We start from the raw sequence: 24,263 nt of genomic DNA on the forward strand, positions 1-24,263 counted from the left end.
CAGCCTACTCTTCCTTTTCCACGCGCTTCAAGATCGCGCGGTAACGGCTGCAGATTGCCGGGTCCTCGAAGAAATCGATTTCATTGTCGGCGATCTCGTCGATGGTTAGTCCGGGCCAGAGTGCCTTGAGCTTTGCCAGGGTATCTCGCGCCTGCTTGATTTCGCCCAGCTCGAAATGGCAGATCGTCAGATGCGCGAGCGACCACGAATTTACGGTTTCCATTTTTGCGAAGCAGGCCGTTGCCTCGCGATATCGCCCAGCCGTCGTCAGTATGATGCCGCGAAAGTCGTCGTACCAACCCACGGCGAACGGGTCGCGGCGCTGGGCTTCGTATAGTTCACGCAAGCCCTCTTCCGGCCTGCTCGTGTAATTGAGCAGAAGGGCACGGATGCTTAGGATGAACGGATCGTTCGGGTTCAGGGCAACCGCCCGGTCGAGACTGATTTCAGCTTGCTTGAATCGATGCAGATACAAGAGGGCAAAGCCGGAAGCGAGATGTCCATAGGCCTCGTTGGGGTCAAGCTGCAATGCGGTTTTTGCGATCTCCAACCCGGCATGAAGATGATCATAAAGATGACCCGGATCGTAGTAGGCCCAGTAGCATTTGATGGATTCGACAAAGCTGAACATGGCGTGGGCTGCGGCAAACCGCGGATCGAGCTTTATGGCTTGGCGCAGAAAGGGTTCCGCTTTGAGCACCGTGTCATAGGTGGCTGCCAGTTGCAGCGCCCTGAGGTAGAAGTCATAAGCCGACATGTTGTCGGTCGGTCGAACCCTGGCGTAGGACGCAATCGCGGTTCTGGCCTGCCGGGCGAGGCGGGCTGCGATCATCTGGGTGATTTCGTCCTGGATGGCGAAAATGTCGGTGAGCTCGCGGTCATAGTGCTCGCCCCAGACATGGGCCGCTGAGGCGGCGTCGATCAGCTGCACGGTGACCCGGACCCGGTTGCCGATCTTGCGCACGCTGCCTTCGACGACATACTGGACGCCGAGCTTCTTCGCCACCTCGGCCACGTCATTCGCCTTGTCGCGGAGCTGGAACGACGAGTTCCGCGCAATGACCAGAAATTCCTTGAACCTGCCGAGTTCGGCGATGATGTCTTCGGTGATGCCGTCGCTGAAATAATTCTGCTCCGGGTCGCCGCTCATGTTGTCGAAGGGAAGAACGGCGATGGAGGGTTTTTCGTCATGCGGCGCGGCCCGCTCCGGCAGGCCGGCCTTGCGGAGATTCTCGCGGAAGTGGTCAAGGTAAGCAGCATCATCATAGGGCGCGAGCTTCGGATCGGTCCATTTTTCCAGTGTGGCGCCGGCATCGAGTTCGAGAGCGCGTTTCACGGATTTCTGGGCCTGCTGCTGGTTCCCGGCGGCAGCGAAGCTCGCCGCCTGATAGACACGCATGATGGCGCTATCCAGCGAACGCAGGCGGGCAAAGGCGGCGATCGCCTTGTCATATTGGCGGGCATCGAAATAGATCTGGCCCAGTTGAGCCGTGTACCATTCGTAGTGGTACGGATTGAGGCGCATGGCCTTTTGCGCGTGCTCGATGCCCTCTTCCGCCCTGCCCGCATAGCTCAGGCAAAGCCCGTAGTCGGTCATTGTCTCGGCGTCGTTGGGATTGCAGTCGAGGCCCTTTCGGAAGGCCTCGAGGGCCACGCCATGATTCAAAGTATACAAATGATAGTTGGCGAAGGCCCAATGGGACCAGGATTCGCCGTCGTCGCAGGCGATCGCCTCCACTGCCCATCGGCGGGCCAGTTCCATCGAGATGTCATAGTCGTCGGCCCAGCCGCAATAGGCGTCGAGAATGTGACTTATGGACATTTTGGCGTAGGCCTTGGCAAGTCTGGGATCACATTCGATTGCCCTGGCCAGATCCTCCCTGGCACGGATTTCTCCTTCCTTGGTGAAGCGGCAGGTATCGAGGGCGCGCTGGAGATGGTCCAGGGCGACGAAACTCTCGAGCCCGGTGGACTTGCTTCGATCACGCCAGGCCTTGCCGAGCCTGCCGCCATAGCCGGAGGCAAGCGTTCCGATGATCGTCCCGGCGATTTCGTCCTGGACCGCGAAGATATCCGTCAGCTGGCGGTCATAAGTCTCGGTCCAAAGCTGCCGGTTGTCGACTCCGTCGACAAGTTGGACAGAGACGCGGATGCGATCCCCAGCTTTCTGGACACTTCCCTCCAGAATGTAGCGAACCGAAAGTTCGCGCGCGGCCTCAGCCGATGTCACCGTCCGGTTTCGGTAGGCCAGGGTCGAAATCCGGTCGATGACGAACAACTCGTGGTAGCGCCCGAGGCTGGCGACGATGTTGAGCGCCAAGCCTTCGCAGAAAATATCCTGCGCCGCGTCGCCGCTCAGATTGGCGAAAGGAAGGACGGCGATGGATGGTTTGGCCTGCGGCGAAGCCTTGTCTGCGGCAGGCGCGGCCGCGACTGGCCTCGGGCCGGCATATTTGTATCCGCGGCCGTGCACCGTCGTGATCATGCCGGTGTCGAGCGCCTTGCGCAGCGCCGATATATGCACCTGCAGCGTATTCTCTTCCACCACCATGCCGGGCCAGACCGCATCGAAGAGCTCGGTCTTGCCGACGACCTCTTCCGGCCTCTCCAGCAACTTGGCGAGGATGTCGAAGGATCGCCCCGAGAGCTCCACCGGCCCCTTGGGTCCTAGCAGAAGCCGTTCGGCGCGCTTCAGGCGGTAGCTCCCAAACTCCACGTCCATGTGCCGAGAACCCGTTCCTCGGGAGCAGAATAACCCAAGTTGTTCCCTAAGGCGAACTTCAGGATCTTTCAGGATTCTTCAGCTTCGCGCCAAGGACCTGAACGGCAAGCGGTGTCATTTTCATGGGTACAGGAGGACGCCATGTCCGACATCATTTCCACGGTCCCCATCTCCATCCGCCGCCGCTCCAGCCTGTCACGGCCAAGCTTACCGAGAATTGGGGTCGGAGCAGCCCTTGGCGCAATCGCCGGGCTTCTGGGCCACGCGTTCAATATGGCCTATGTGGCCCCCTACACGAGCCTTCAGTGCCGGCCGCCAGTCATTCCGGACAATGATCTCGAAGGTCGCGATCCAGATTGGTGAACTGCTTAATCCCGCCGCGCGGCGGCGAGATGGCGGATGATGGCGGAGAAATCCTGCGTGGCGCCGCCTTCCTCGTTGAAGCGTCGATAGAGCTGCTCGGCATGGGCGCCGAGCGGCGTCGCAGCACCGGTCTCTGACGCCGCCTGCTGCGCCAAAGCGAGGTCCTTGAGCATGAGAGCTGCGGCAAAGCCCGGCTTGTAGTCGTTGTCGGCGGGCGATTTGGGCCCGACACCCGGCACCGGGCAATAGGTGGTCAGCGACCAGCACTGGCCGGAAGCGGCCGAGGCGACGTCGTAGAGCGCTTTGGCATCCAGGCCGAGTTTTTCGGCCAGCACGAAGGCTTCCGACACCGCGATCATCGATATGCCGAGGATCATGTTGTTGCAGATCTTGGCCGCCTGCCCCGCCCCCGCTTCGCCGCAATGGACGATGCGCTTGCCCATGGCGGCCAGAATCGGCTGGCCGCGCTCGAAAGCACGCTTCTCGCCGCCCACCATGAAGGTGAGCGTCGCCGCGGCAGCACCCGCCGTGCCGCCCGAGACCGGCGCATCGAGGCTCTGCAGGCGCGCCTGCTGCGCCAGGCCGTGCGCTTCGCGGGCGCTCGCCACATCGATGGTCGAGCAATCGATGAAGAGCGTGTTGGGCGGCGCCGATTTGAGGATGTGGCGATAGAGATCGAGCACATGCTGGCCTGCCGGCACCATGGTGACGACGGCTTCGGCGCCGGTGACCGCATCCTCGGCACTCTGCGCCGCGGCAACGCCTTGCCCGGCGGCTTTCTCCAGATTGGCCGGCACGATGTCGAAGCCCGTGACCGCGAATCCCTTGGCCGCCAGATTGGCCGCCATGGGTCCGCCCATATGCCCAAGGCCGATGAACGCGATCTTCATGGTCTTCAACTCCCCGCTGCCAGGCCGAGCTCATCCTTGCCGAGCGGCGCGAACAGCGCCACGACATCGCTCATGCGCACATCGTCGAGATGCGCCGGGCGCCATTGCGGCTTGCCGTCCTTGTCGACGATGAGCGCCCGGACGCCTTCACGGAAATCATGCAGGCCCGTGGCGCGATGGGCATAACGATACTCGTGATCGAGGCTTTCTTCCACCCGGCCGAAGCCCCGCACCTTGCGGACGGAGAAATGCGCGGCGGCGAGCGCTGTGGGCGAATGGGAGGATATCTTGCCGAGCGTCTCTTCCGCCCAGGGGCCCGCCATCGCCTTGAGCCGGCGCGCCGCTTCCTGGACCGTCTCGGTGCCGAAAATGAGATCGATATCGGCTTGCCGGGCCGCGAGACCGCTGGCGCCGGGAGGGATGCTGAAACGACGCGCCGTTTCGCCGGCATCTTGTCCCTCGCTGAGCGCCGCGACGAAGGCCGGAATATCCTCGGCCCTGATCATCGTGTCGGCGAAGCCTGCATAAATTGCGTCCGCCGCATTCATGCGATAGGCGACCGCCGCCATATACTCTCCCGCATGACCTGGTGCCCGCGCCAGGAGCCAGGCGCCGCCGACATCCGGCGTGAAGCCGATCGCGGTTTCGGGCATCCCCACGAACGAGCGCTCGGTGACGATGCGATGCGAGCCATGGGCCGAAAGCCCGACGCCGCCGCCGAGGCAGAAACCATCCATGAGCGCGACATAGGGTTTCTCATAGCGCGCGATCATCGCATTGAGCCGGTATTCGGCGCGCCAATAGGCCCGCGGGAATTCGGGATCGGTCGGGATCATGTCATAGACCGCGCGGATGTCGCCGCCGGCGCAGAAGGCGCGGCCGCCGGCGCCGTCGATGACGACATGCTTGACGGAGGCGTCGTCGCGCCACCGAACGAGCGCCGCCGTGATGGCGTCCGTCATCGGACGATTGAGGGCATTGAGCGCCTTGGGCCGATTGAGCGTGATGCGGCCGGCGGCACCTTCGATGCGGATCACGACGTCGTCTGTCATCTGTCTCAGCTATCCAGCATGTCACGGGCGATGATGACGCGCATGATCTCATTGGTGCCTTCGAGGATCTGATGCACGCGCAGATCGCGCACCAGCTTCTCGATGCCGAAATCCCTGAGATAGCCATAGCCGCCATGAATCTGCAGCGCTTCATTGGCGACGCGGAAGCCGGTGTCGGTGACGAGCCTTTTGGCCATGGCGCAGAACTTGCGCGCATCGGGCGCATCCTGGCTGAGCTTCCAGGCCGCCTGATAGAGGAAGATGCGCGCCGCCTGCAATTCCGTCTCCATATCGGCGATCTTGAACTGCAGCGCCTGGAAATGGGAGAGGCTTTTGCCGAAGGCCTTGCGCTCCTTCATATAGGCGACGGCCTTGTCCAGAGCCGCTTGCGCCGCCCCCAGACTGCAGGCGGCGATATTGAGCCTGCCGCCATTGAGGCCGTTCATCGCGATCGAGAAACCTTTGCCTTCCCCGCCAATGAGATGGGCCGCGGGCACACGCACCTGATCGAGATTAACGGTCGCGGTCGCCTGCGCATTCCAGCCCATCTTCTTCTCATTGGCGCCGAAGCTCAGGCCTTCGGTGCCCTTCTCGACGAGCATGCAGGAGATTCCCTTCGGTCCCTCCCCGCCGGTGCGGCACATCACCAGATAGATGTCGGAATAGCCGCCGCCCGAGATGAAGGCCTTGGAGCCGGTCAGGCGGTAATGGCTGTTGCCGTCCTTGACCGCCTTGGTCTTGAGCGCCGCCGCATCCGAACCTGAGCCGGGCTCGGTGAGGCAGTAGCTCGCGACGACGTCCATGGCGCAGAACCTGGGTAGCCAGGCCTGGCGTTGCTCCTCCGTGCCATGGGTGTCGATGATCCAGGCGCACATATTGTGGATCGAGAGGAAGCTCGCCACCACGGGGTCGGCATAGGAGAGTTCCTCGAAGATGAGAGCCGATTCGACGCGGGAGAGGCCCGATCCACCGTGATCCTCGCGCACCGTGATGGCGGCAAGCCCGAGCTCCGCCGCCTGTTTCAGCACATCGCGCGGGATCGTCTTCTCTTCGTCCCATTGCGCGGCGAAGGGTGCCAACTTCTCGGCCGCGAAGCCGCGCACCATGTCCCGGATGGCAATCTGGTCGGCGGTCAGCGAAAAATCCATGAAACGCTCAAGGGTAGGTGCCGATGCTGTAGCCATCGGCCTTTAGCCGATCCTCGACCTCTTTGCGATAGGCCATGATATCGGCCGGCGCCTCGCTTCTCAGCGCCTTGATTTCCGCACCGTCAAAGGGCTTCCAGCTCTCGGGCGTGCTCTCGCCGCCATAGATCTTCACCACCCAGTTGAGCAAGGCCGCGGTCTCCTCGCCATCGAGACCCGAATTGACGATGCCCGGCACATTGGCGAAGTAAAGCCGTGCCTCCTGCGTGCGCACCAGATGGCCGACGACGCCTTTGAGCGGCGGGATACGTCCAAGCTCCGGGCTGACGCCCTCGGCCGTGTGGCAGCCGGTGCAATGCAGCGCATAATTATAGTTGGGTTCCACCGCTTGCGCGCCTGCCACCCCGAGAAAAGTTGCGACAATGACGACGGCACAGCGGCGCATCATCATCATTCTCCGAATTTCGACCGCATGTCGCGCAGAGTCTGGTGATCGACTGTGGTCTTTCTGAGGAGGGCGACGTCGGCTGTGACCAGGGGCTTGTACTGGTCCGCCGCCAGGCCGTTGAGATCCCGCGCCACGTAATTGGCGAGGCCGGCGACGTCATCGTCGCTGAAATCGGTGCGCGGCGGCATGGCGCTCGTATAGAGCTGGCCCTTGACCTTGATGGGGCCAGAGAGCCCGTGGATGATGACGAGCGCCACATAATCGCGCTGGACGCTGCCCGCTTTCCTGAGCGTCTCCGAAACGAGCGGTGGTGCCAGGCCCGGCGTGCCGACCCCGCCCTGTTGATGGCAGGCGACGCAATTCTCCGAAAACAGGGACGCGCTATCCGCTGCCGCGGCACCGGACGAGACCCTGAGCAGCGCGGCACCCAGAACGAGCCGTTGCATCATCAGCCGGTACCGATCACCGCAGCGACGGTGCAATGATAGAGGCCGCGGCTGTTGGCCATGCACCAGTTGATGTCGTTATGGACGCCCATGCGATAGCCGGGCCGTTCCTTCAGATTGTAATTGCACAGGCAGTTGCCGCACGACACCTGGCCGCAGCAGTCATTGTAGCTGATGAGATAGGCCTTGTTGTCCGCAGGGCTCTGGCAGGTGCCGACCCAGGTGACCTTGGAGGCCTCCGAGCCCGGCGGGCAACTCGCCAGCGAGCCGCCGCAGCAGGTGCACAGGAAGCCGTCGAGGGCGCAATAGCGCCAGTATTCGCAGGTCTCGTCGCCCGCATCACGTGTGCTCGCCGCTTGTGCCGCACCGCCCGAACGGTCGAAGGGCAGCATCGGCAGGATGGCGCCGCCGGCGATCGCGGTGCCGAGCGCCGAAAGGGCGCTCCGCCTTCCGATGCGTTGCGCGCCGAAGCGCGTCGCCGTCTCGCTGAAGCGGTCGAAGCTTTCCACAAGCCTTTGCAATGATCCGATCATGTCAAACCCTCCTCAAGCTTCCTTGACCTGATCCAGGAAGCCCTGGATCGAGGCGACACCCATTTCCTTGGCATTGAACAGGCTTTCGAGCTGCTCGCGATTGTTGATGAGCCCCTTGGCGCGCACCGTTCCTTCGCCATCGAGCACCACGCCGTAGGGCAGGCGGCTGACGCGGTAGGCCATGCCGAGATCGCTCGACAGCACATAGGGGAATTGGTCGAGCTTGTGGCTGGCGATGAAGGCCTCATGCTTGGGCGCATCGCCGTCGCTGGCGAGCACGATGTCGAAACCCTTCTCCGTCTTCTGCGCCGATTTGAGAACGGGGAGCAGCTTCTTGCACACGGGGCAAGTCGGCGACAGGAAGAAGATGAGAAGCGAGCGTCCGGTTTGCGCGCCGATCGAGACCGGCTTGCCGGAGCCCAGCGCCTGCAGCGCGAATTTGGGCGAGGCTTCGCCGATCTTGGGGCCGGAATCGGTCATCAGCGCGCCCATCGGGGCCACGCGCTCGAACAGGATGCCGATCTGGCGGGCAAGTGCCAACACCACGATGCCGAGCGCGATGACGACGGCCCAGAGCAGGATGAGGGCAATGGTGAACGCATCCATGGTCTAACCCTTGTTCCTGCTGTTGCGGATGAATTGCCGGTGCGCGTCATTGGCGGCAGCCTGCTCGCTGGCGAGGATCAGGAGCCACACGGTGACAACCGACAGTCCGAGAATGAGGGCGTCGGAGACGGAGATCGAGCGCAGCCCCGGCGCCATGGCGGCCATGGCGGCGATCACGGCAAGGATCGCATTGCGCGCGACCAGGAACCAGGAGAGGCCCTGTCCCGGCCCTCCGCAGCCGCAATCGATCAGATAGCGTCCGCGCCTCAGATTGACGGCGATGGCGCCGCCATAGAGGACGAGAAGGATGACGGCGCCGATGGCGGCGGCGGGCCGCGTCAGCGGGACGACGAGCCCAGCAACGATGGCGGCCTCGGCCAGCACCAGGATGAGCGCCGCCGGGGCGACGAGCGACTGCGGCAAGAGCTCATAATCGGCGAAGGATGCCTTGAACACGTCGAAATCGCTGAGCTTGTGCCAGATCGCGCGCACAAAGACGGCGATGAGGACACCCGAGGCGATCAGTATGACGAGCGGGTCGAGCTGCATCACTGGCTCTCGACTTGACCCGGCGCGTTCCCTGCCTTCTGTTCGCCCGCGGCGGTTAGCGCATAGCCCTTGGTCGCGTCCGACGTATAGCGCATCACCTTAACGCCGATGGCGTCAATGACATAGACGGCCGGCTCATCGCCCTGGCCGACCGTCACGCAGGTGGCAGTGGTGGTGGGCGAGCGCGACAGGAGCTTCTTGTTGCGCAGATCATAGGCCCAGATCTCTTCGGCCGGATTCTTGTGCGAGCCTTCGGCGCCGCCCTTATGCATCAGCACGAACAGCACGCCCGATTTCGGATGGAAGGCATGGGTCTGGTATCCGCCGGGCCGCCAGTCGCCCTCGACGCCTTTGGTCATCTCGATCTTCTCGACGAGCTTGGCCGTATCGCCCTCGAGGTCGACGACATAGATATTGCCCGGGAAGGACATGAAGATCCGGTTGTTGCCGTCACGCTCGCCGTGGATGAAGAGCGCGTCCGCATCGCCGTCGAAGATCGGCTCCGAGGCCTTGCGTTCGGCCGCCGATCCGTCCTCCTTCAGCGTGTAGGTGCCGAAAGTGCCGTCGCCGCACATGGTGGCGAAGCGCAAGCCGTTGCCGGTTGTGGGATAGATGCCATAGCAGCCGGCATTGGGCAGTTCCGCCGTCTGCTTCTGCGCCTTGAGATCGACGACGCTGATCGAGGTCGCGGGCGTCGCGTTCTGGACGAAGATCCAGCGATCGTCGGACGATCCCTGCAGCAGCGGACGATAGTTCAAGGCCTGGGCACGCGTCGTGGCGATCGGGATATCGCCTTTGAACTGCAGCGTGTTCGAGTCATAAATCTCGAGCCAGTCCGAGCGTTTGCCGCGGGTGATCTTCTCGATATAGCTCGTCGATATGTAGAAGACGTCCTGCTTGGGCGGGATATAGACCTGGCCGAGGAAGCCCGTGCCCACCATGCCGAGGAGCTTCATGCTGTTGGCGTCGTAAACGCGCACGCGGCCATCGACGATATGCTCGATGGCGAGATCGGCGACGAAGAGCTTGGGCGTGCCCGCGGGGATCGGCTCGACCGTCATCTGCTCGGGTTGCAGAGGCTCCTGGGCCTCAGCGATGAAAGGAAGGAGCGCGACAAAGGCGCAGGCGAAAAATCCGGTGCGAAGCATGGGCACGGTTCCTCTCCCTAGATGTGCGATACTGGCGTGGAGCGCACTATTGATAATACTATCCGGCAGGCTATCTGCGATTTCAACTGATACCTTTGGTCGAACGAGGTGGAAAAGCACAGCATGCGGACGATCCTGTCCCATGGCGGCCGCCTGGGCGGAGCCTTGCTCGCGGCGGCTCTCCTTGGCCTGGCGCTGCAGCCGACCGATGGCGCGTGGTGGCTGGTCCGCATTCCCGGAATGCTGGCGCTGCTTCTCGCCGCCCTGACCCTTGTCATTCAGCCCCGCCCTGACGGCCAAGCGTGGCACCGCCTGCTCGGCGCATTCGCGATTGTCGCGGTGAGCCTGCATGTCCTTGCGGTTGCAGCTTTCGAGCCGGTTTTCTGGCAATGGCTCAGCGCCACCATGCCCGTCGAGATCATCTGCGGCCTGGTGGCGGCGCTGGCGCTCTTTGCGACCCTTGCGGTGCGGCGCTCGCTGAGCTCACCCCGGGCCCTCATCCTTCATCGCATTGCCGGCTTTACCGTCGTCATCGCGGCGGCCGCGCATTCAGCCCTCATTGCCGGCACCGAAGCGGCGATCGTGGGCCTCGTCCTGGCAGGACTCCTGCTGCTCGTGGCCGGGGCCCTCCTCCCGGAAAGGCGCAAGCTCATCCTTATGGCGCTTCCCGCAGTTCTTCTCGCCATCATAGCCGCCTTGGCCGCCGGACCCCGGGCGCGGTTCGCGCCGTTGCGCTCATCGCCCGTCGATCATGCCCGCTTCCTGCATGACGATCATTCGGGCTTCGTCTGCACCACCTGTCATCATAATTTTACCGATCGCACCGGCACGGAGAACTGCATCACCTGCCACAAGAAGCTCTCGACCAGCGAAACGATGCGCGTCGACCGGCTCTTCCATGCCTTCTGCGCCGATTGCCATCGCCGCGAGAAGCGGGCAGGCCGCAAGAGCGGGCCCATTGACCACTGTACGGCCTGCCATGGAAGTTGAACCGGCGACCGGTTCAGGCGAGCCCGCTGATGACATTCGCCGCAACTCCGGCGTCGTTGAGGTAGCCAACGATCCCGTGCCGGTTCGCGGTGTGGTTTTGCACGCCGTTGTTGTTCATGATCAACGGGTCGGTCGGAAAATACGACGAGTCGAGTGGGTTGAGGGCGACGACGTCGCGTTCGTCATAGGCGTTGTACCAGCCAACTGCCGCTGCCGGGTTTTCGATCACCCCGAGCCGCGAGCTGATCGCGGTTATTCCCAGCGGCGATCCCACGGTGACGAACTTCTTCAGGTTGATATCGGCCTTGTGGGCCTTGACGATGTTATAGGCGACGACCGTTCCCAGGGAATGGCTGATGATGATCGTCGGTTCGTCGGTCAGGAGGTCTTCGACCGTCTTGTCGATCGCCCGCCTGACGCTTCGCTTGGTCAGGTAGAGATAGACGTCCTTGAGGAAGGTCGCGATCGTGAACTCGGATGCCGGGGTGACGTGCCGATCCAGAATCCGCGCGATCGCCTGCACCCAGCCCCAGTTTTCGACGCCCTTCTCGCCGGCCACGGGCGAGCGTACCGCATCGACCTCGTCGTCCGAGATTTGCATTTCCTTTTTCATTTCGAGGAGGACCGATTTCTCGAAGGCCTCGAAGTCGCGATCCTCGCCAGGCCCCTTCGCGACCACCTCGTCGGGGGTCCTGAGCTTCGCTTTGCTGGTGAACTCGTCGAGGAGGTCGCCATAATAGGGAAAATCGAAAGCCAGGTTGCCGGGGAGTTGCCGGCCGTGGCCTCGAAAGCCGTCGGCAAGAGTCTTGACCCAGGTCGCCTTCAAGGCCGCTGGATCGAGCCCGCCTTGGGCTCGTCCGTGAATCATCAGAACCCGCATCAGAAATCGCCCCTTTCGATCGTTGCGAACAGCCGTCCGGCGAATGGCGGTTCGAAGGTCGTCCACAGCGAACCGGTCAAGTGGCCGGCGCCTTCGGCAAAACCCTGAGGAAGCTCGACCTGACGCGGCGCGATGAGATTCCAGCCTTGGGTCAGCATCGGGCAAGCCGGGACCACCGGTCGGCGTTTTTCCGCGGGTGGCCGACGAAAGGCCAGCATCCGAACGTCGAACAGGTCGGCGTGAAGGTCGTACCACATGAACTCCAGGACGTTTCGAACTTCGTCCTCGTTGCCGGCCTGCGTATAGGCGTAGGCGGCATAAAGCCCGAGGGTCGGGTCCAATGCCTTGTCCTGGCGGATCAGCCGCCCGAAGCTTTCCGCCTTTTCCGGCGATGAAAGCGAAAAAGTATTGTGGTCGGCGGCGACCGCGACTTCGGCCCGCAACTGATCAATCACGCCCCGACGCTTCATGTAATCGCCCCAGCGCGGATGGTTGCTCGACGGAACGTAGCTGATGTTCGACAGCCCATCCGGCCCGACCGTGCAATGACCGATATAGCCGAAAAGGGCGGCGAGGGCCGCGGACCGGCCATCGGAGAATTCGACGGCGATGGTCGCGGCGGGCTTGACATTCCACACTCGAATGAGCCCCGGTTCTCCATGGCCGCCGGCGACGAGGACTTCGGCGCCGGGCCTTCCCTCCCGCTTTCCGGGCCCAGCCCGTTTGATCGGCGGACCGTAGACGACGAAGCCGGTCTCGGTTTCGAAATGGGTGACGGCGTCGGTCGGAAGGCGGGCCGCGATCTGACCTTCAACGCTCGTTCGGGTTTCCTTGGCGACCAATGGCCGGTCCAGGGCGATCCCTCCGGTCCCGGCCACCAGTCGTTCGCGAACGAGGACGGCAGCGAGCTTCCCTTCGCTCGCCGTCCGCCGTCCGCGGGGCACGCCAGGCTTCGGACCTTCGTCCCCATTGCCTGTGGCCGGCGGCGGCAAGGGGTTTGCCTGGCCGGCGCCGATCCGGGCTCTCCCGATATAGACATCGTCGTCCGAGGGAACGTCGGCCTCGATCGACTGGTCGAGATCCTGCCCGAGGTCGTCGAGCATGTGATCGACTTCGTCCTGGAGGTAAGCCTCGAGCTTCCGGTTCGGAACGACGATGATTGTGTTCCCGGCGACCGTCAGCGACTTTTGCATGTCGGCGGGCGGGTTGTCGTAGGCCGACAACCATGCGGTCGTGAGCAGCGATTCGATCGCCTGGTCGCCGTCCCTTTTCTGGATTTCATAGGCGACCTTCGCCGGCAAGGTCGCGCGGAAAACATCGACCTTCGAGCGGCCCAAGCCGGGATAAAAGGGAAAGGCGATACCCCCGCTGACCAGCGCGCCGCCGAGGTCCTGGGGCAGCGACCGGCAGGCGTCGGAAATCAGGACGACATTGGGGATTCCCGAACCGCGGGCGAGATCGATCGCTCCGGTCAGGTTGATGGCTTCGTCAGGCCTTCCCGGGGCTTCGCTCAGGAGCCAGACATCGGAACGGGCATGAAAGATTCCGTGGCCGGAAAAATAGACGACCAGCATCGAGTACCGGGTCGGCGGCTTGACATACTTGTCGATCGCATCGGCGATCGAGCGGGCGTCGACCTTGGTTGTCTCATCGGTGAGGACCGTGACCTCGAAGTCTTCGCCAGCGAGCCATTTTGCAACAGCCTTGGCTTGTGGGACCGGTGATTTCAGCGGCGGCAACGTCCCGGTCGTCCCGACCCCGATCACGACGGCTGCCCTCTTGCTCATGGTTTGCCGCGCTCCAGCCTTGAACCCTATAACCTTAGGTCAACTGGCGGAGAATGTCAGCCGTATTCAGAAAACCGGTCGTGAAAATTCCAAGCCTGTGCGACGGAGCAACAATGAACGGCCCATGACGAATTAAGCAGGCGCCGCGAAACGTAAGAGTTCCTGACCTTCCCGGATCTGATCGCCCGGCTTGCAGCCGACATATTCGATTTTGCCGGCATGGCCCGCTTTCAGCGTATGCTCCATCTTCATCGCCTCGAGGACGATGAGGGGTGTGCCCTTCTCCACCATCTTGCCCGCCGCGACATGGACCGCGATGATCCGGCCCGGCATGGGTGCCGCGATCCTGAGCGCCGCCGCCTCGCCGTCCTCCTCTCCGAGATCGATGCCGGCCCGTTTCAGGCGATAGCCGACGCCGTCGAGAAAGAGGGTCACATCATCGCTCTGCGAGGCAAAGCCGGCGGAGAGGCGCCGCCCGCCGAGATCCGCGGTGAGCTTGCCGGATGAAGATAGGGTGGCGCTGACGGGCAGAACCGCTTTCTTGAGATGGAACAGGAAGCCATCTTTCGCATAATCGAAAACGAGCTTGTGCGCGGTCTGGCCGCCGCTCACATCGATCAGCGTCAGATGGTCGTGGCCGCCGCCATGGTGGCGCCAGCCATCCATCAGCGACCAGGGATCGCGCGTGCCCTTCTGCCGCTCGCGCAAGAGAATGCCCGTCGCCGCAAGGACCAGCGCATCGTCCGGTGCCGCGGGCACGCTCGGCAGCAATTCCTTCTCGTGCCGGCCGATGAAGCCCGTATCGACATCGCCCTTGGCGAAGGCCTTGTTGGCCGCGAGCTTCGCCAGGAAGGCCGTATTGGTGACGAGGCCGCCGATCTCCGTCTGCGCCAAAGCGCGGCGCAATTGTGCCAAGGCCTGGGGCCGGTCGAGGTCCCATACGATGAGCTTGGCGATCATCGGATCGTAATAGGTGCTGATCGCCTTGCCTTGCGTGATGCCGGTATCGATCCGCACATGGCCGTTCTCCGGCGGAAAGCTCAGATGGGTGATCGTGCCGGTCTGCGGCAGGAAATCGCGATCCGGATCCTCGGCATAGAGCCTGACCTCGAAGGCATGGCCGTTGATCGCGAGCTGGTCCTGGGCGAGCGGCAGCTTTTCGCCCGAAGCGACGCGCAACTGCCATTCGACGAGGTCGAGGCCGGTGATGAACTCGGTGACCGGATGCTCGACCTGGAGGCGCGTGTTCATTTCCATGAAATAGAACGAGCCGTCCTCATCGAGCAGGAATTCGACCGTGCCGGCGCCGACATAGCCGATCGACTTGGCGGCGGTGACCGCGGCCTCCCCCATGCGCTGGCGCAAGCCCGCCGTCATGCCGGGCGCCGGCGCTTCCTCGATCACCTTCTGGTGGCGGCGCTGGATCGAGCAGTCGCGCTCGAACAGATAGACGCAATGGCCATGCGCATCGGCGAAGACCTGGATCTCCACATGGCGCGGCTTCGTGAGATACTTCTCGATCAGCACCCGGTCGTCGCCGAAGGAGGAGAGCGCCTCGCGCTTGGCCGAGGCGAGCTGGTCGCGGAAATCGGCCTTGCCTTGCGCGACCTTCATGCCCTTGCCGCCGCCGCCGGCCGAAGCCTTGATCAGGACGGGATAGCCGATCTTGTCGGCCGCTTTCTCGAGCACGTCGGGCGACTGGTCCTCGCCATGATAGCCCGGCACCAATGGCACTTGCGCTTTCGCCATCAATGCCTTGGCTTCGCTCTTGCCGCCCATGGCGCGAATGGCGGAGGCGGGCGGGCCGACGAAGACGATCTTCGCCTTGGCGCAGGCCTCGGCGAAGTTGGCGTTCTCGGAAAGGAAGCCATAGCCCGGATGGATCGCCTCGGCGCCCGTTTTCTTCGCGGCATCGAGGACGGCGTCGATCTTGAGATAGCTGTCGCGTGCGAGGGGTCCGCCGATGCGCACGGCCTCGTCGGCTTGCGCCACATGCAACGCGTCGGCATCGGCATCGGAATAGACGGCGATGGTGCGCAATCCCATGCGCCGCGCCGTCCGGATGACCCGGCAGGCAATCTCGCCGCGATTGGCGATGAGGACGGACTTCAGCATGCGACAACCCCATAACCCTCGCCCCGCTTCAGCGGGGAGAGGGGAGGGCCCCGCCGCGAAGCGGCGGGAGGGGTGAGGGGCTTGTCAGGCACGACCCGCAGGCCCCTCACCCTTCCCATTGCTGCGCAATGGGCCCCTACCCTCTCCCCGCTAAAGCGGGGCGAGGGTGTTTGAGCCATCGCTTCGAACGTCCACTCCATTCTTCACATCCTGAATATGCCGAAGCGGGTTTCGGGGATGGGCGCGTTGAGCGTGGCCGAGAGGCTCAAAGCCACCACCCGGCGGGTCTCGGCCGGATCGATGACGCCGTCATCCCACAGTCGCGCCGAGGCAAAATAGGGATGGCCCTGATGCTCATACTGCTCGCGGATCGGCGCCTTGAAGGCCTCCTCTTCCACCTCGCTCCATTTTTCGCCCTTGGCGGCGAGGCCGTCGCGCTTGACGGTGGCGAGCACATTGGCCGCCTGCTCGCCGCCCATCACCGAGATGCGCGCATTGGGCCACATCCACAGGAAGCGCGGCGAATAGGCCCGCCCGCACATGCCGTAATTGCCGGCCCCGAAGCTGCCGCCGATGATGACCGTGATCTTCGGCACTTGCGCCGTCGCGACCGCGGTCACGAGCTTGGCGCCATGCTTGGCGATGCCTTCATTCTCATATTTGCGCCCGACCATGAAGCCGGTGATGTTCTGCAGGAACAAGAGCGGGATGCGCTGCTGGCAGCATATCTCGATGAAATGCGCGCCCTTGACCGCCGATTCCGAGAACAGGATGCCGTCATTGGCGAGGATGCCGACCGGCATCCCGTGGATATGAGCGAAGCCTGTGACCAGCGTCTTGCCATAGAGCGCCTTGAACTCGTCGAGCACGCTGTCGTCGACGATGCGGGCGATGACCTCGCGCACGTCGAAAGGCTCGCGCGAGGTCGGCGGCATGACGCCATAGAGCTCGGCCGGATCGTAAAGCGGCGGCTTCGGCTCGCGCAAAACGAGATCGCCGGGTTTCCTGATCTGCAGATTGGCGACGGCCTGCCTTGCGAGCTCGAGCGCATGCTCGTCATTCTGGGCGAGATGATCGGCGACGCCGGAGAGGCGCGTATGGACGTCGGCGCCGCCCAGGTCTTCGGCGCTTACCACTTCCCCGGTTGCCGCCTTCACCAGGGGCGGACCCCCTAAGAAGATCGTGCCCTGCTCGCGCACGATGATGCTCTGGTCCGCCATGGCCGGCACATAGGCGCCGCCCGCGGTGCAGGAGCCCATCACCACCGCGATCTGGTGGATGCCCTTGGCCGACATATTGGCCTGGTTGAAGAAGATGCGGCCGAAATGGTCGCGGTCGGGAAAGACTTCGTCCTGATTGGGCAGGTTGGCGCCGCCCGAATCGACGAGATAGACGCAAGTGAGGCGGTTCTGCTCGGCGATCTCCTGCGCGCGCAGATGCTTCTTGACGGTGATCGGATAATAGGTGCCACCCTTCACCGTCGCGTCATTGCACACGATCATGCATTCCCGCGCACTGACGCGCCCGATGCCGGTGATGATGCCGGCGGAGGGAACTTCGCCGTGATACATCTTATGCGCGGCGAGATGCCCGGTCTCGAGGAAGGGCGAGCCGCGATCGAGGAGCCGCAACACCCTTTCGCGCGGCAGCAATTTCCCCCGCGCTTCGTGCCGCTCGCGCGAGGCCTTGGGCCCGCCCTGCATGATGTGGCTCGACACTTGGCGCAGGTCATCGACCAGGCCCCGCATGTGCTCTTCGTTGCGGCGGAATTTTTCCGATTGGGGATCGATGTCGCTCTTGAGGGAAGTCATGGACGAGACAGTTTCCAAATACCCTCGCCCCCTACGGGGGAGAGGGAGGGGCCCAATGCGAAGCATTGGGAGGGTGAGGGGGAACAGACGTCAGCGGCCTGCTGCATCTTAAACAGATTCCGCCGCCGGTTCCCCCTCACCCTAACCCTCTCCCCCGATGGGGGAGAGGGGATTCGTCCTTGCCGGTGCGCACTCATATCGACTTCTCGAACAGTTCGCGCCCGATCAGCATGCGCCGGATCTCGCTGGTGCCGGCGCCGATCTCATAGAGCTTGGCGTCGCGCAGCAGGCGGCCGGTCGGGAAATCATTGATATAGCCGTTGCCGCCCAGGAGCTGGATGGAATCGAGCGCCACTTGCGTCGCCTTCTCGGCGGCGAAGAGGATGGCGCCCGCCGCGTCCTCGCGCGTGACGCGGCCCTGGTCGCAGGCCTTGCACACCGTATAGACATAGGAGCGTGCCGCATTCATCAGCACATACATGTCGGCGAGCTTGCCCTGGACGAGCTGGAAGGTGCCGATCGGCTGGCCGAACTGCTTGCGGTCATGCACATAGGGCAGGACGACGTCGAGCGCGGTGCGCATGAGGCCGACGGCGCCCGCGGCCAGCACGGCGCGCTCATAATCGAGGCCCGACATCAGCACGCGCACGCCCTTGTTCACCTCGCCGACGACGTTCTCTTCCGGCACCTCGCAATCCTCGAAGATGAGCTCGCCGGTGTCGGAGCCGCGCATGCCGAGCTTGTCCAGCTTCTGCGCGGTGCGGAAGCCCTTGAAACCCTTCTCGATGAGGAAGCTGGTGATGCCCTTGGCCCCGGCTCCAGGATCGGTCTTGGCATAGACGAAGAGCGTGTCGGCGATGGGACCGTTGGTGATCCACATCTTGTTGCCGTTGAGGATGTATTTCGATCCCTTCTTCTCGGCTTTGGTGCGCATCGAGACGACGTCCGAGCCCGAGCCCGGCTCCGACATGGCGAGCGCCCCCACATGCTCGCCCGAGATCAGCTTCGGCAAATAGCGCCTTTTCTGCTCGTCCGAGCCGTTGCGGCGGATCTGGTTGATGCACAGATTGGAATGGGCGCCATAGGAAAGGCCGACCGAGCCCGAGGCGCGGCTCACCTCCTCGACCGCTATTGCATGATCGAGATAGCCAAGACCCAATCCACCAAAATCCTCCTCGACCGTGATGCCGTGGAGACCGAGCTCGCCCATGCGCGGCCACAGGTCGCGCGGGAATTCGTTGGACTTGTCGATCTCGGCGGCCCTCGGCGCGATCTCGGCCTGGGCAAAGGTCGAAACCGTGTCGCGGATCATGTCGGCGGTTTCGTCGAGGTCGAAATTGAGGCCGAAATTGCTGTTGTTTGCCATCGTTTTAACCTTACTCACAATCACAGAGCTTCCTGCTCCACTCTCCCTCCACCGCGCGAAGCGCGGGGAGGGTGGCCGCCCGAAGGGCGGTCGGGTGGGGTCTCTCCGCCGCTAGATACCCAACGATTGCACGGAACACCTTGCAAGTGTTTTGCTCGAGAGATCTCCCTTGCGGAAACACCCCACCCGTCGCGCGTTCCGCGCGCCACCCTCCCCGCCTTCGGCGGCGGAGGGAGGATTGACGTGCATCGCTCAATCCCATCATGCCGTCTTCTCTTCCTCGAGGCCCAGCTCCCGGCGCGCCTGTTCGCGCATCAGATATTTCTGGATCTTGCCGGTCACCGTCATCGGGAAGGCATCGACGAACTTCACATAGCGCGGAATCTTGTAATGCGCGATCTGTCCCTGGCAGAATTGGCGTATTTCCTCATCCGTGCAGGCCTGATCGGGCTTGAGCCTGATCCAGGCGCATAATTCCTCGCCATATTTCCTGTCGGGCACGCCGATCACCTGCACATCGGCGACCTTCGGATGCTTGTAGAGGAACTCCTCGATCTCGCGCGGATAGATGTTCTCCCCGCCCCTTATCACCATGTCCTTGATGCGTCCGACAATGTTGCAATAACCCTCTTCATCGATCGTGGCGAGATCACCCGTATGCATCCAGCGGCCCTGGTCGATCGCCTCGCGGGTCTTCTCCTCATCGTTCCAATAGCCGCGCATCACCGAATAGCCCCGGGTGCAGAGCTCGCCAGGCGTGCCCGGGGGCACGATGCGCCCGTCCGCATCGACGACCTTGACCTCGACATGAGGATGGATGCGCCCGACCGAGCCGACGCGCTTCTCCAAGGGATCATCGGCCGATGTCTGGAAGCTCACCGGGCTGGTCTCGGTCATGCCGTAGCAGATGGTGACCTCGTCCATATGCATGTCCTTGACAACCTGCTTCATCACCTCGATCGGGCATGGCGAGCCCGCCATGATGCCGGTGCGCAGGGTCGCGAGATTGAACTTCTTGAACTCGGCATGGCCGAGCTCGGCGATGAACATGGTCGGCACGCCATAGAGGCCGGTGCAGCGCTCGGCCTCGACGGTCTCGAGCACCGCAAGCGGATCGAAGCCCTCGCCCGGATAGACCATGGCCGAGCCATGGGTGATGCAGGCGAGGTTGCCCAGCACCATGCCGAAGCAGTGATAGAGCGGCACCGGGATGCAGATGCGGTCCTTTTCCGAAAGCCGCATCGTCTCGCCGATGAAGAAGCCGTTGTTCAGGATATTGTGGTGGGTGAGCGTCGCGCCCTTGGGATAGCCGGTGGTGCCGCTGGTGAACTGGATATTGATCGGGTCATCGAATTGGAGCGTCGGGGCGATCTCGGCGAGGCGTTGGCGGTGCTCGGGCTTCGCCCGGCCCGGCACGTCGGCAAAGCCGAGCATGCCCGCACTCTCCCCGCCGATGCGGATGATGGTCTTAAGATGCGGCAGGCGGTTACCGGAGGAGAGCTCGTTCAGCATGCCGACATAGTCGCTGGTCTTGAACTGGCTCGCGGTGACGAGCGCCTTGCATTCGACCTTGTTCAGCGCGTAATCGGCCTCGGCCAGGCGATAGGCCGGATTGATATTGACCAGGATAAGCCCGGCCTTGGCGGTGGCGAATTGCGTCACCACCCATTCGGCATTGTTGGGCGACCAGATGCCGACCCGGTCGCCCGGTTCAAGTCCCAGCGCCAGGAGGCCCGCGGCAAAATCATCGACCTTCCGCTTGAGCTCGTCATAGGTCCAGCGCACCTGCTGGTGGCGCACGATCAGCGCGTCGCACTTGCCCCAGCGTCGGACTGCTTCGTCGAAGAACGCGCCCAGCGTCTGGCCGATCAGCGGCACGCTGCTCGCCCCATGCACATAGCTTTGCGTGAGCTTCGGCAATTCACACTCCTCCTGTGAGGAGGAAATAGGAATATCGCTGAAGTTTCAACCAGTCCGACCGAAAGTCTAGGTGACGGCGGACCCCTTGCTTAACCACGGGCGGCGTGTCACCTGTGGCCCGAATAATGTCTGCGAGGGGAACCATCATGGCACGAACATTGAACCAACCTTTGGGCGGGAACCAGATGCCGCGTTTCGGCGGGCCGGCCACCATGATGCGCCTGCCGACGCAGACGGGAACCGACGGGCTCGATGCCTGCTTCGTCGGGATCCCCATGGATATCGGTGCCTCGAACCGCGCCGGCACGCGCTATGGCCCGCGCCAGATCCGCGCCGAATCCTGCCTGATCCGTCCCTATAACATGGCGACGCGGGCCGCTCCTTTCGACAGCCTGATGGTCGCCGATATCGGCGATGTGGCGATCGACACGTTCAATCTGCCCAAATGCATGGACATCATCACCGGCGCCTATCGCTCGATCATCGCCAAGGGCTGCAGGCCCCTGACGCTCGGCGGCGATCATACGCTGACCTATCCGATCCTGCGCGCCATCGCCGAGAAATACGGACCCGTCGGTCTCATCCATGTCGATGCCCATGCCGACATCAACGAGAGCATGTTCGGCGAGAAGATCGCCCATGGCACGCCCTTCCGCCGCGCGGTCGAGGACAAGCTGCTCGACACAAGGCGCTGCATCCAGATCGGGCTCAGGGCCACGGGCTATGCGGCCGATGATTTCGACTGGCCGCGCCAGCAGGGTTTTCGCGTGGTCCAGGCCGAGGAATGCTGGCACAAATCCTTGAGCCCGCTGATGGACGAGGTGCGCCAGCAAATGGGCAAGGGCCCGGTCTATCTGAGCTTCGATATCGACAGCCTCGATCCCGCTTTCGCGCCCGGCACCGGCACGCCCGAGATCGGCGGCCTCACCACCATCCAGGCGCTTGAGATCATCCGCGGCGCATGGGGCCTCGATCTCGTCGGCTGCGATCTCGTCGAAGTGTCGCCGCCTTACGATCCGAGCGGCAATACCGCGCTCACCGGCGCCAATCTGCTGTTCGAGATGCTCTGCGTGCTGCCGGGCGTGAAGCGGCGGTAGACTCGAGCGCTGTCCCGGCGCCGCCAGCCCGATTTTCCATGTGTCTCACGGATGCAGGGAAGATACAGGGTATTTTGTCGCCCGTGAACTATTCCCAAGTCTCTGACTGGATTGAGTGATTGCAGGTATTGAGGTCTTCGGATCTGCCAGAATGTGGCATGCGAGGCGGACTTTTCTTGCAAATTCGATTTGGGATTCCGCGACTCAGCGAAGCGTGATTCTCTCGGCATGAAGGAAGACCCGAGGGATCGCGCATGAAGCCACGAGAACGTCGCGAGAAGGGTGAGCAGGATCTGTTTCGCTCACGGCTCGACCAGATCATCAACATGGAGCACGAGCTGGTGAGGCTGGCGAGGACGGTCTCATGGGGCTTCATCGAAGAGAGGTGCGGGGAGGTCTACAGCGACGGCCCCGGCATGCCGCCGCTACCGACCCGGCTGATGGCGGGGCTTGCGATCCTCAAGCACACCTTCGATCTCTCCGACGAGGAGCTGTGCGCGCGCTGGGTGGAGAACCCGTATTTCCAGTATTTTTGTGGCGAGGAGTTTTTCTGCCACGAGCTCACCTTCGAGCGCTCGTCGCTGACGCGCTGGCGCCAGCGGATGGGCGAGGAGCGGATCAGGGCGCTTCTCGAAGAGAGCCTGGCGGTGGCGGTGAAGACGGGGGCGATGAAGCCCTCCGACCCGCTCCGGGTGATCGTCGACACCACGGTTGAGCCGAAGAACGTGATGTTCCCGACCGACGCCAAGCTGATCCATCGGGCGCGCGAGAAGCTGGTGTCGCTGGCCAGGAAGGTCGGCCTCGATCTGCGGCAATCCTATACGCGGGTGGGCAAATTGGCCCTGATCAAGTACCAACGCTATGCTCATGCGCACCAGTTCAAGCGTGCTGGCAAGGCGTTGCGCAAGCTCAAGACCTATCTCGGGCGCACAATCCGCGACATTGCCCGCCAGATCGCCGGCGAAGACGACCTCAAGGCGATCTTCCTGCGCCCGCTACACTTGTCCTTGCGGGTTCTGGAGCAGAACCGCCTGCAGCGGGGCAACAAGATCTACAGCCTGCACGCTCCGGAAGTGGAGTGCATCGGCAAAGGCAAGGCACATGCGCCTTACGAGTTCGGGGTGAAGGTCTCGATTGCCACCACGCTCAAGCGCTCGAAGGGTGGCCAGTTCGCGCTCCATGCCAAGGCGCTGCCCGGCAATCCCTATGACGGCCACACACTGGCGAGCGTGATCCCCGAGATGGAAGCTATGATCGGCAACGGCATCGAGCGCATTCTCGCCGATGCAGGATATCGCGGCCACAATGCCCCGCTGAGCCACAGGTTCAAGGTCTTCACCTCAGGCCAGAAGCGGCGCATGACGCCGGCCATCAAGCGCGAGTTGAAACGGCGGGCGGCGATCGAGCCGGTCATCGGCCACCTCAAGAGCGAGCATCGCTTGGGCCGCAATTATCTCGCCCATGAGCAAGGCGACGCACTCAACGCCATCCTCGCTGCTGCCGGCTACAACTTCCGCCTCCTCCTCAACTGGCTGAGGCGTCTCTTGTGTCTTTTCCTGATGGCGCTACTGCCTCATCCGCGATCCGCATTCACTTGAAAATCGAATTGTTCACGGCCGACTATTTTCAATTGTGGGCGTCGGGACAAGTGACCTTCCAAGAGTTACACAAGAAACTCAAAGCTTTAGGGAAGATAGCTCCTGGCTTCGAGCAGGGAATATTCCACCGCCATAGCAGGTGATCCAGGTCTTGATCTCGTTCGAAAGAAAACAGGCCCGCCACACCGGTCTGGCGTCCGGGGGCGAGCCGAGTCCAACAAGAGGGAGAAACCTCCCACTGGGGAGCACGATCAGCTTTTGCGGCTTTTATGAAAGTTTGATGACAGTTGGAAGATTTGCCGCTCAGCCTCGTTCGTAAGGGCAGGCGCATTGTCATCAAGCTGTCATCGATCTGTCGCAAGAATGACCGATTGGCGCAAGGGGAGCGGACGATGCCGGACGACTTTCTGAGTCTATTTGGTGACAATGCCGAAACCATCGATCTCGATGCGGGGCAAGTTCTGTTCCAACAGGGCGAGCCGGCAAAGAGCTTCTTTATCGTCAAGTCGGGCGAACTGCAAATCCTCAACGGCAATCATGTCTTCGAAACGGTGGGCAAAGGCGGCATCGTAGGGGAGATGGCGTTGATCGACGGCGGACCGCGCAGTGCCATGGTGCGGGCCGTGACATCGAGCCGGGTCATTCCGCTCGACGAGAAGCGGTTTCTGTTCATGGTGCAGCAGACGCCGCACTTCGCGCTTCGCGTGATGAAAGTCATGAGCGGGCGTTTGCGCGCCATGAACGACCGGGCCAGAGCCATGCCGGGAACGACCGCAAAAGCGACGGCCTGAGCTTTG

21 protein-coding genes are annotated in these 24,263 nt (G+C 62.9%); 5 read left to right on the plus strand and 16 right to left on the minus strand.

What is annotated here, in order from left to right; all coding sequences use genetic code 11:
• Positions 1-4 precede the first annotated feature (4 nt).
• Positions 5-2,722, minus strand: a complete 2,718-nt coding sequence (locus tag DS839_RS14300) for a winged helix-turn-helix domain-containing protein (RefSeq protein WP_119271026.1) — start codon at positions 2,720-2,722, stop codon at positions 5-7.
• Positions 2,723-2,863: 141 nt separating this feature from the next.
• Between DS839_RS14300 and DS839_RS14305 the strand changes: the two genes are divergently transcribed.
• Entirely contained in the window at positions 2,864-3,085 is a 222-nt protein-coding gene (locus tag DS839_RS14305; RefSeq protein WP_119271027.1) for a hypothetical protein, read from the plus strand.
• 5 nt (positions 3,086-3,090) lie between these two features.
• Here the strand turns inward: DS839_RS14305 and mmsB are convergent, their stop codons facing one another.
• From mmsB to DS839_RS14350, 9 genes are read right to left on the minus strand one after another with little or no spacing between them, the layout of a single operon-like run.
• On the minus strand, positions 3,091-3,975 hold the full coding sequence (gene mmsB, locus DS839_RS14310) for a 3-hydroxyisobutyrate dehydrogenase (RefSeq protein WP_119271231.1): 885 nt from the start codon (positions 3,973-3,975) through the stop codon (positions 3,091-3,093).
• Positions 3,976-3,980: 5 nt separating this feature from the next.
• The gene (locus DS839_RS14315) at positions 3,981-5,027 is read right to left on the minus strand and encodes an enoyl-CoA hydratase/isomerase family protein (RefSeq protein ID WP_119271028.1); all 1,047 of its coding nucleotides are present in this window, start codon (positions 5,025-5,027) and stop codon (positions 3,981-3,983) included.
• 5 nt (positions 5,028-5,032) lie between these two features.
• Positions 5,033-6,175, minus strand: coding sequence for an acyl-CoA dehydrogenase family protein (locus DS839_RS14320; protein ID WP_119271029.1), 1,143 nt, complete (start codon positions 6,173-6,175; stop codon positions 5,033-5,035).
• 7 nt (positions 6,176-6,182) lie between these two features.
• On the minus strand, positions 6,183-6,620 hold the full coding sequence (locus DS839_RS14325; RefSeq protein ID WP_119271030.1) for a c-type cytochrome: 438 nt from the start codon (positions 6,618-6,620) through the stop codon (positions 6,183-6,185).
• A gap of 2 nt (positions 6,621-6,622) precedes the next feature.
• Positions 6,623-7,069, minus strand: a complete 447-nt coding sequence (locus tag DS839_RS14330; protein ID WP_119271031.1) for a c-type cytochrome — start codon at positions 7,067-7,069, stop codon at positions 6,623-6,625.
• Entirely contained in the window at positions 7,069-7,599 is a 531-nt protein-coding gene (locus tag DS839_RS14335) for a methylamine dehydrogenase light chain (protein WP_119271032.1), read from the minus strand. Before DS839_RS14335 ends, DS839_RS14330 begins: the two co-directional genes overlap by 1 nt.
• A gap of 12 nt (positions 7,600-7,611) precedes the next feature.
• Complete coding sequence (gene mauD, locus DS839_RS14340) at positions 7,612-8,205, minus strand: methylamine dehydrogenase accessory protein MauD (protein WP_119271033.1); 594 nt, start codon at positions 8,203-8,205, stop codon at positions 7,612-7,614.
• 3 nt (positions 8,206-8,208) lie between these two features.
• The gene (locus DS839_RS14345) at positions 8,209-8,754 is read right to left on the minus strand and encodes a MauE/DoxX family redox-associated membrane protein (RefSeq protein ID WP_119271034.1); all 546 of its coding nucleotides are present in this window, start codon (positions 8,752-8,754) and stop codon (positions 8,209-8,211) included.
• Positions 8,754-9,902 carry an amine dehydrogenase large subunit gene (locus DS839_RS14350; RefSeq protein WP_368911671.1) on the minus strand — a complete coding sequence of 383 codons (1,149 nt, stop codon included), beginning with the start codon at positions 9,900-9,902 and terminating at the stop codon, positions 8,754-8,756. Before DS839_RS14350 ends, DS839_RS14345 begins: the two co-directional genes overlap by 1 nt.
• Positions 9,903-10,025: 123 nt before the next feature.
• On the opposite strand from DS839_RS14350, the gene DS839_RS14355 reads away from it, so the two are divergent.
• Positions 10,026-10,892 carry a cytochrome c3 family protein gene (locus DS839_RS14355; RefSeq protein ID WP_119271233.1) on the plus strand — a complete coding sequence of 289 codons (867 nt, stop codon included), beginning with the start codon at positions 10,026-10,028 and terminating at the stop codon, positions 10,890-10,892.
• Between the two features lie 13 nt (positions 10,893-10,905).
• Here DS839_RS14355 and DS839_RS14360 read toward each other — a convergent pair whose 3' ends face one another.
• The 6 genes from DS839_RS14360 to DS839_RS14385 all read right to left on the minus strand — a co-directional run bounded on the left by DS839_RS14360 (position 10,906) and on the right by DS839_RS14385 (position 20,771).
• Positions 10,906-11,772, minus strand: coding sequence for an alpha/beta hydrolase (locus DS839_RS14360; protein ID WP_119271036.1), 867 nt, complete (start codon positions 11,770-11,772; stop codon positions 10,906-10,908).
• On the minus strand, positions 11,772-13,559 hold the full coding sequence (locus tag DS839_RS14365) for a caspase family protein (RefSeq protein WP_119271037.1): 1,788 nt from the start codon (positions 13,557-13,559) through the stop codon (positions 11,772-11,774). The genes DS839_RS14360 and DS839_RS14365 overlap by 1 nt, the downstream gene beginning before the upstream one ends.
• Positions 13,560-13,691: 132 nt before the next feature.
• Entirely contained in the window at positions 13,692-15,674 is a 1,983-nt protein-coding gene (locus DS839_RS14370) for an acetyl/propionyl/methylcrotonyl-CoA carboxylase subunit alpha (RefSeq protein ID WP_119271038.1), read from the minus strand.
• A gap of 203 nt (positions 15,675-15,877) precedes the next feature.
• Positions 15,878-17,485: a carboxyl transferase domain-containing protein gene (locus DS839_RS14375; RefSeq protein WP_119271039.1), complete on the minus strand. Its 1,608-nt coding sequence runs from the start codon at positions 17,483-17,485 to the stop codon at positions 15,878-15,880.
• Between the two features lie 193 nt (positions 17,486-17,678).
• Complete coding sequence (locus tag DS839_RS14380; RefSeq protein ID WP_119271040.1) at positions 17,679-18,851, minus strand: isovaleryl-CoA dehydrogenase; 1,173 nt, start codon at positions 18,849-18,851, stop codon at positions 17,679-17,681.
• Between the two features lie 261 nt (positions 18,852-19,112).
• A complete protein-coding gene (locus DS839_RS14385; protein ID WP_119271041.1) occupies positions 19,113-20,771 on the minus strand; it encodes an AMP-binding protein in 1,659 nt (552 codons plus the stop codon).
• A 146-nt stretch (positions 20,772-20,917) separates the two neighbouring features.
• Here DS839_RS14385 and speB point away from each other — a divergent pair, with 146 nt between their 5' ends.
• From speB to DS839_RS14400, 3 genes are all read left to right on the plus strand, one after another.
• Positions 20,918-21,868, plus strand: a complete 951-nt coding sequence (gene speB / locus DS839_RS14390) for an agmatinase (protein ID WP_119271042.1) — start codon at positions 20,918-20,920, stop codon at positions 21,866-21,868.
• 254 nt (positions 21,869-22,122) lie between these two features.
• A complete protein-coding gene (locus DS839_RS14395; protein WP_119271043.1) occupies positions 22,123-23,466 on the plus strand; it encodes an IS5 family transposase in 1,344 nt (447 codons plus the stop codon).
• A 392-nt stretch (positions 23,467-23,858) separates the two neighbouring features.
• A complete protein-coding gene (locus DS839_RS14400) occupies positions 23,859-24,257 on the plus strand; it encodes a Crp/Fnr family transcriptional regulator (RefSeq protein ID WP_162918524.1) in 399 nt (132 codons plus the stop codon).
• Positions 24,258-24,263: the final 6 nt, after the last annotated feature.

The organism is Taklimakanibacter deserti (assembly GCA_003574785.1).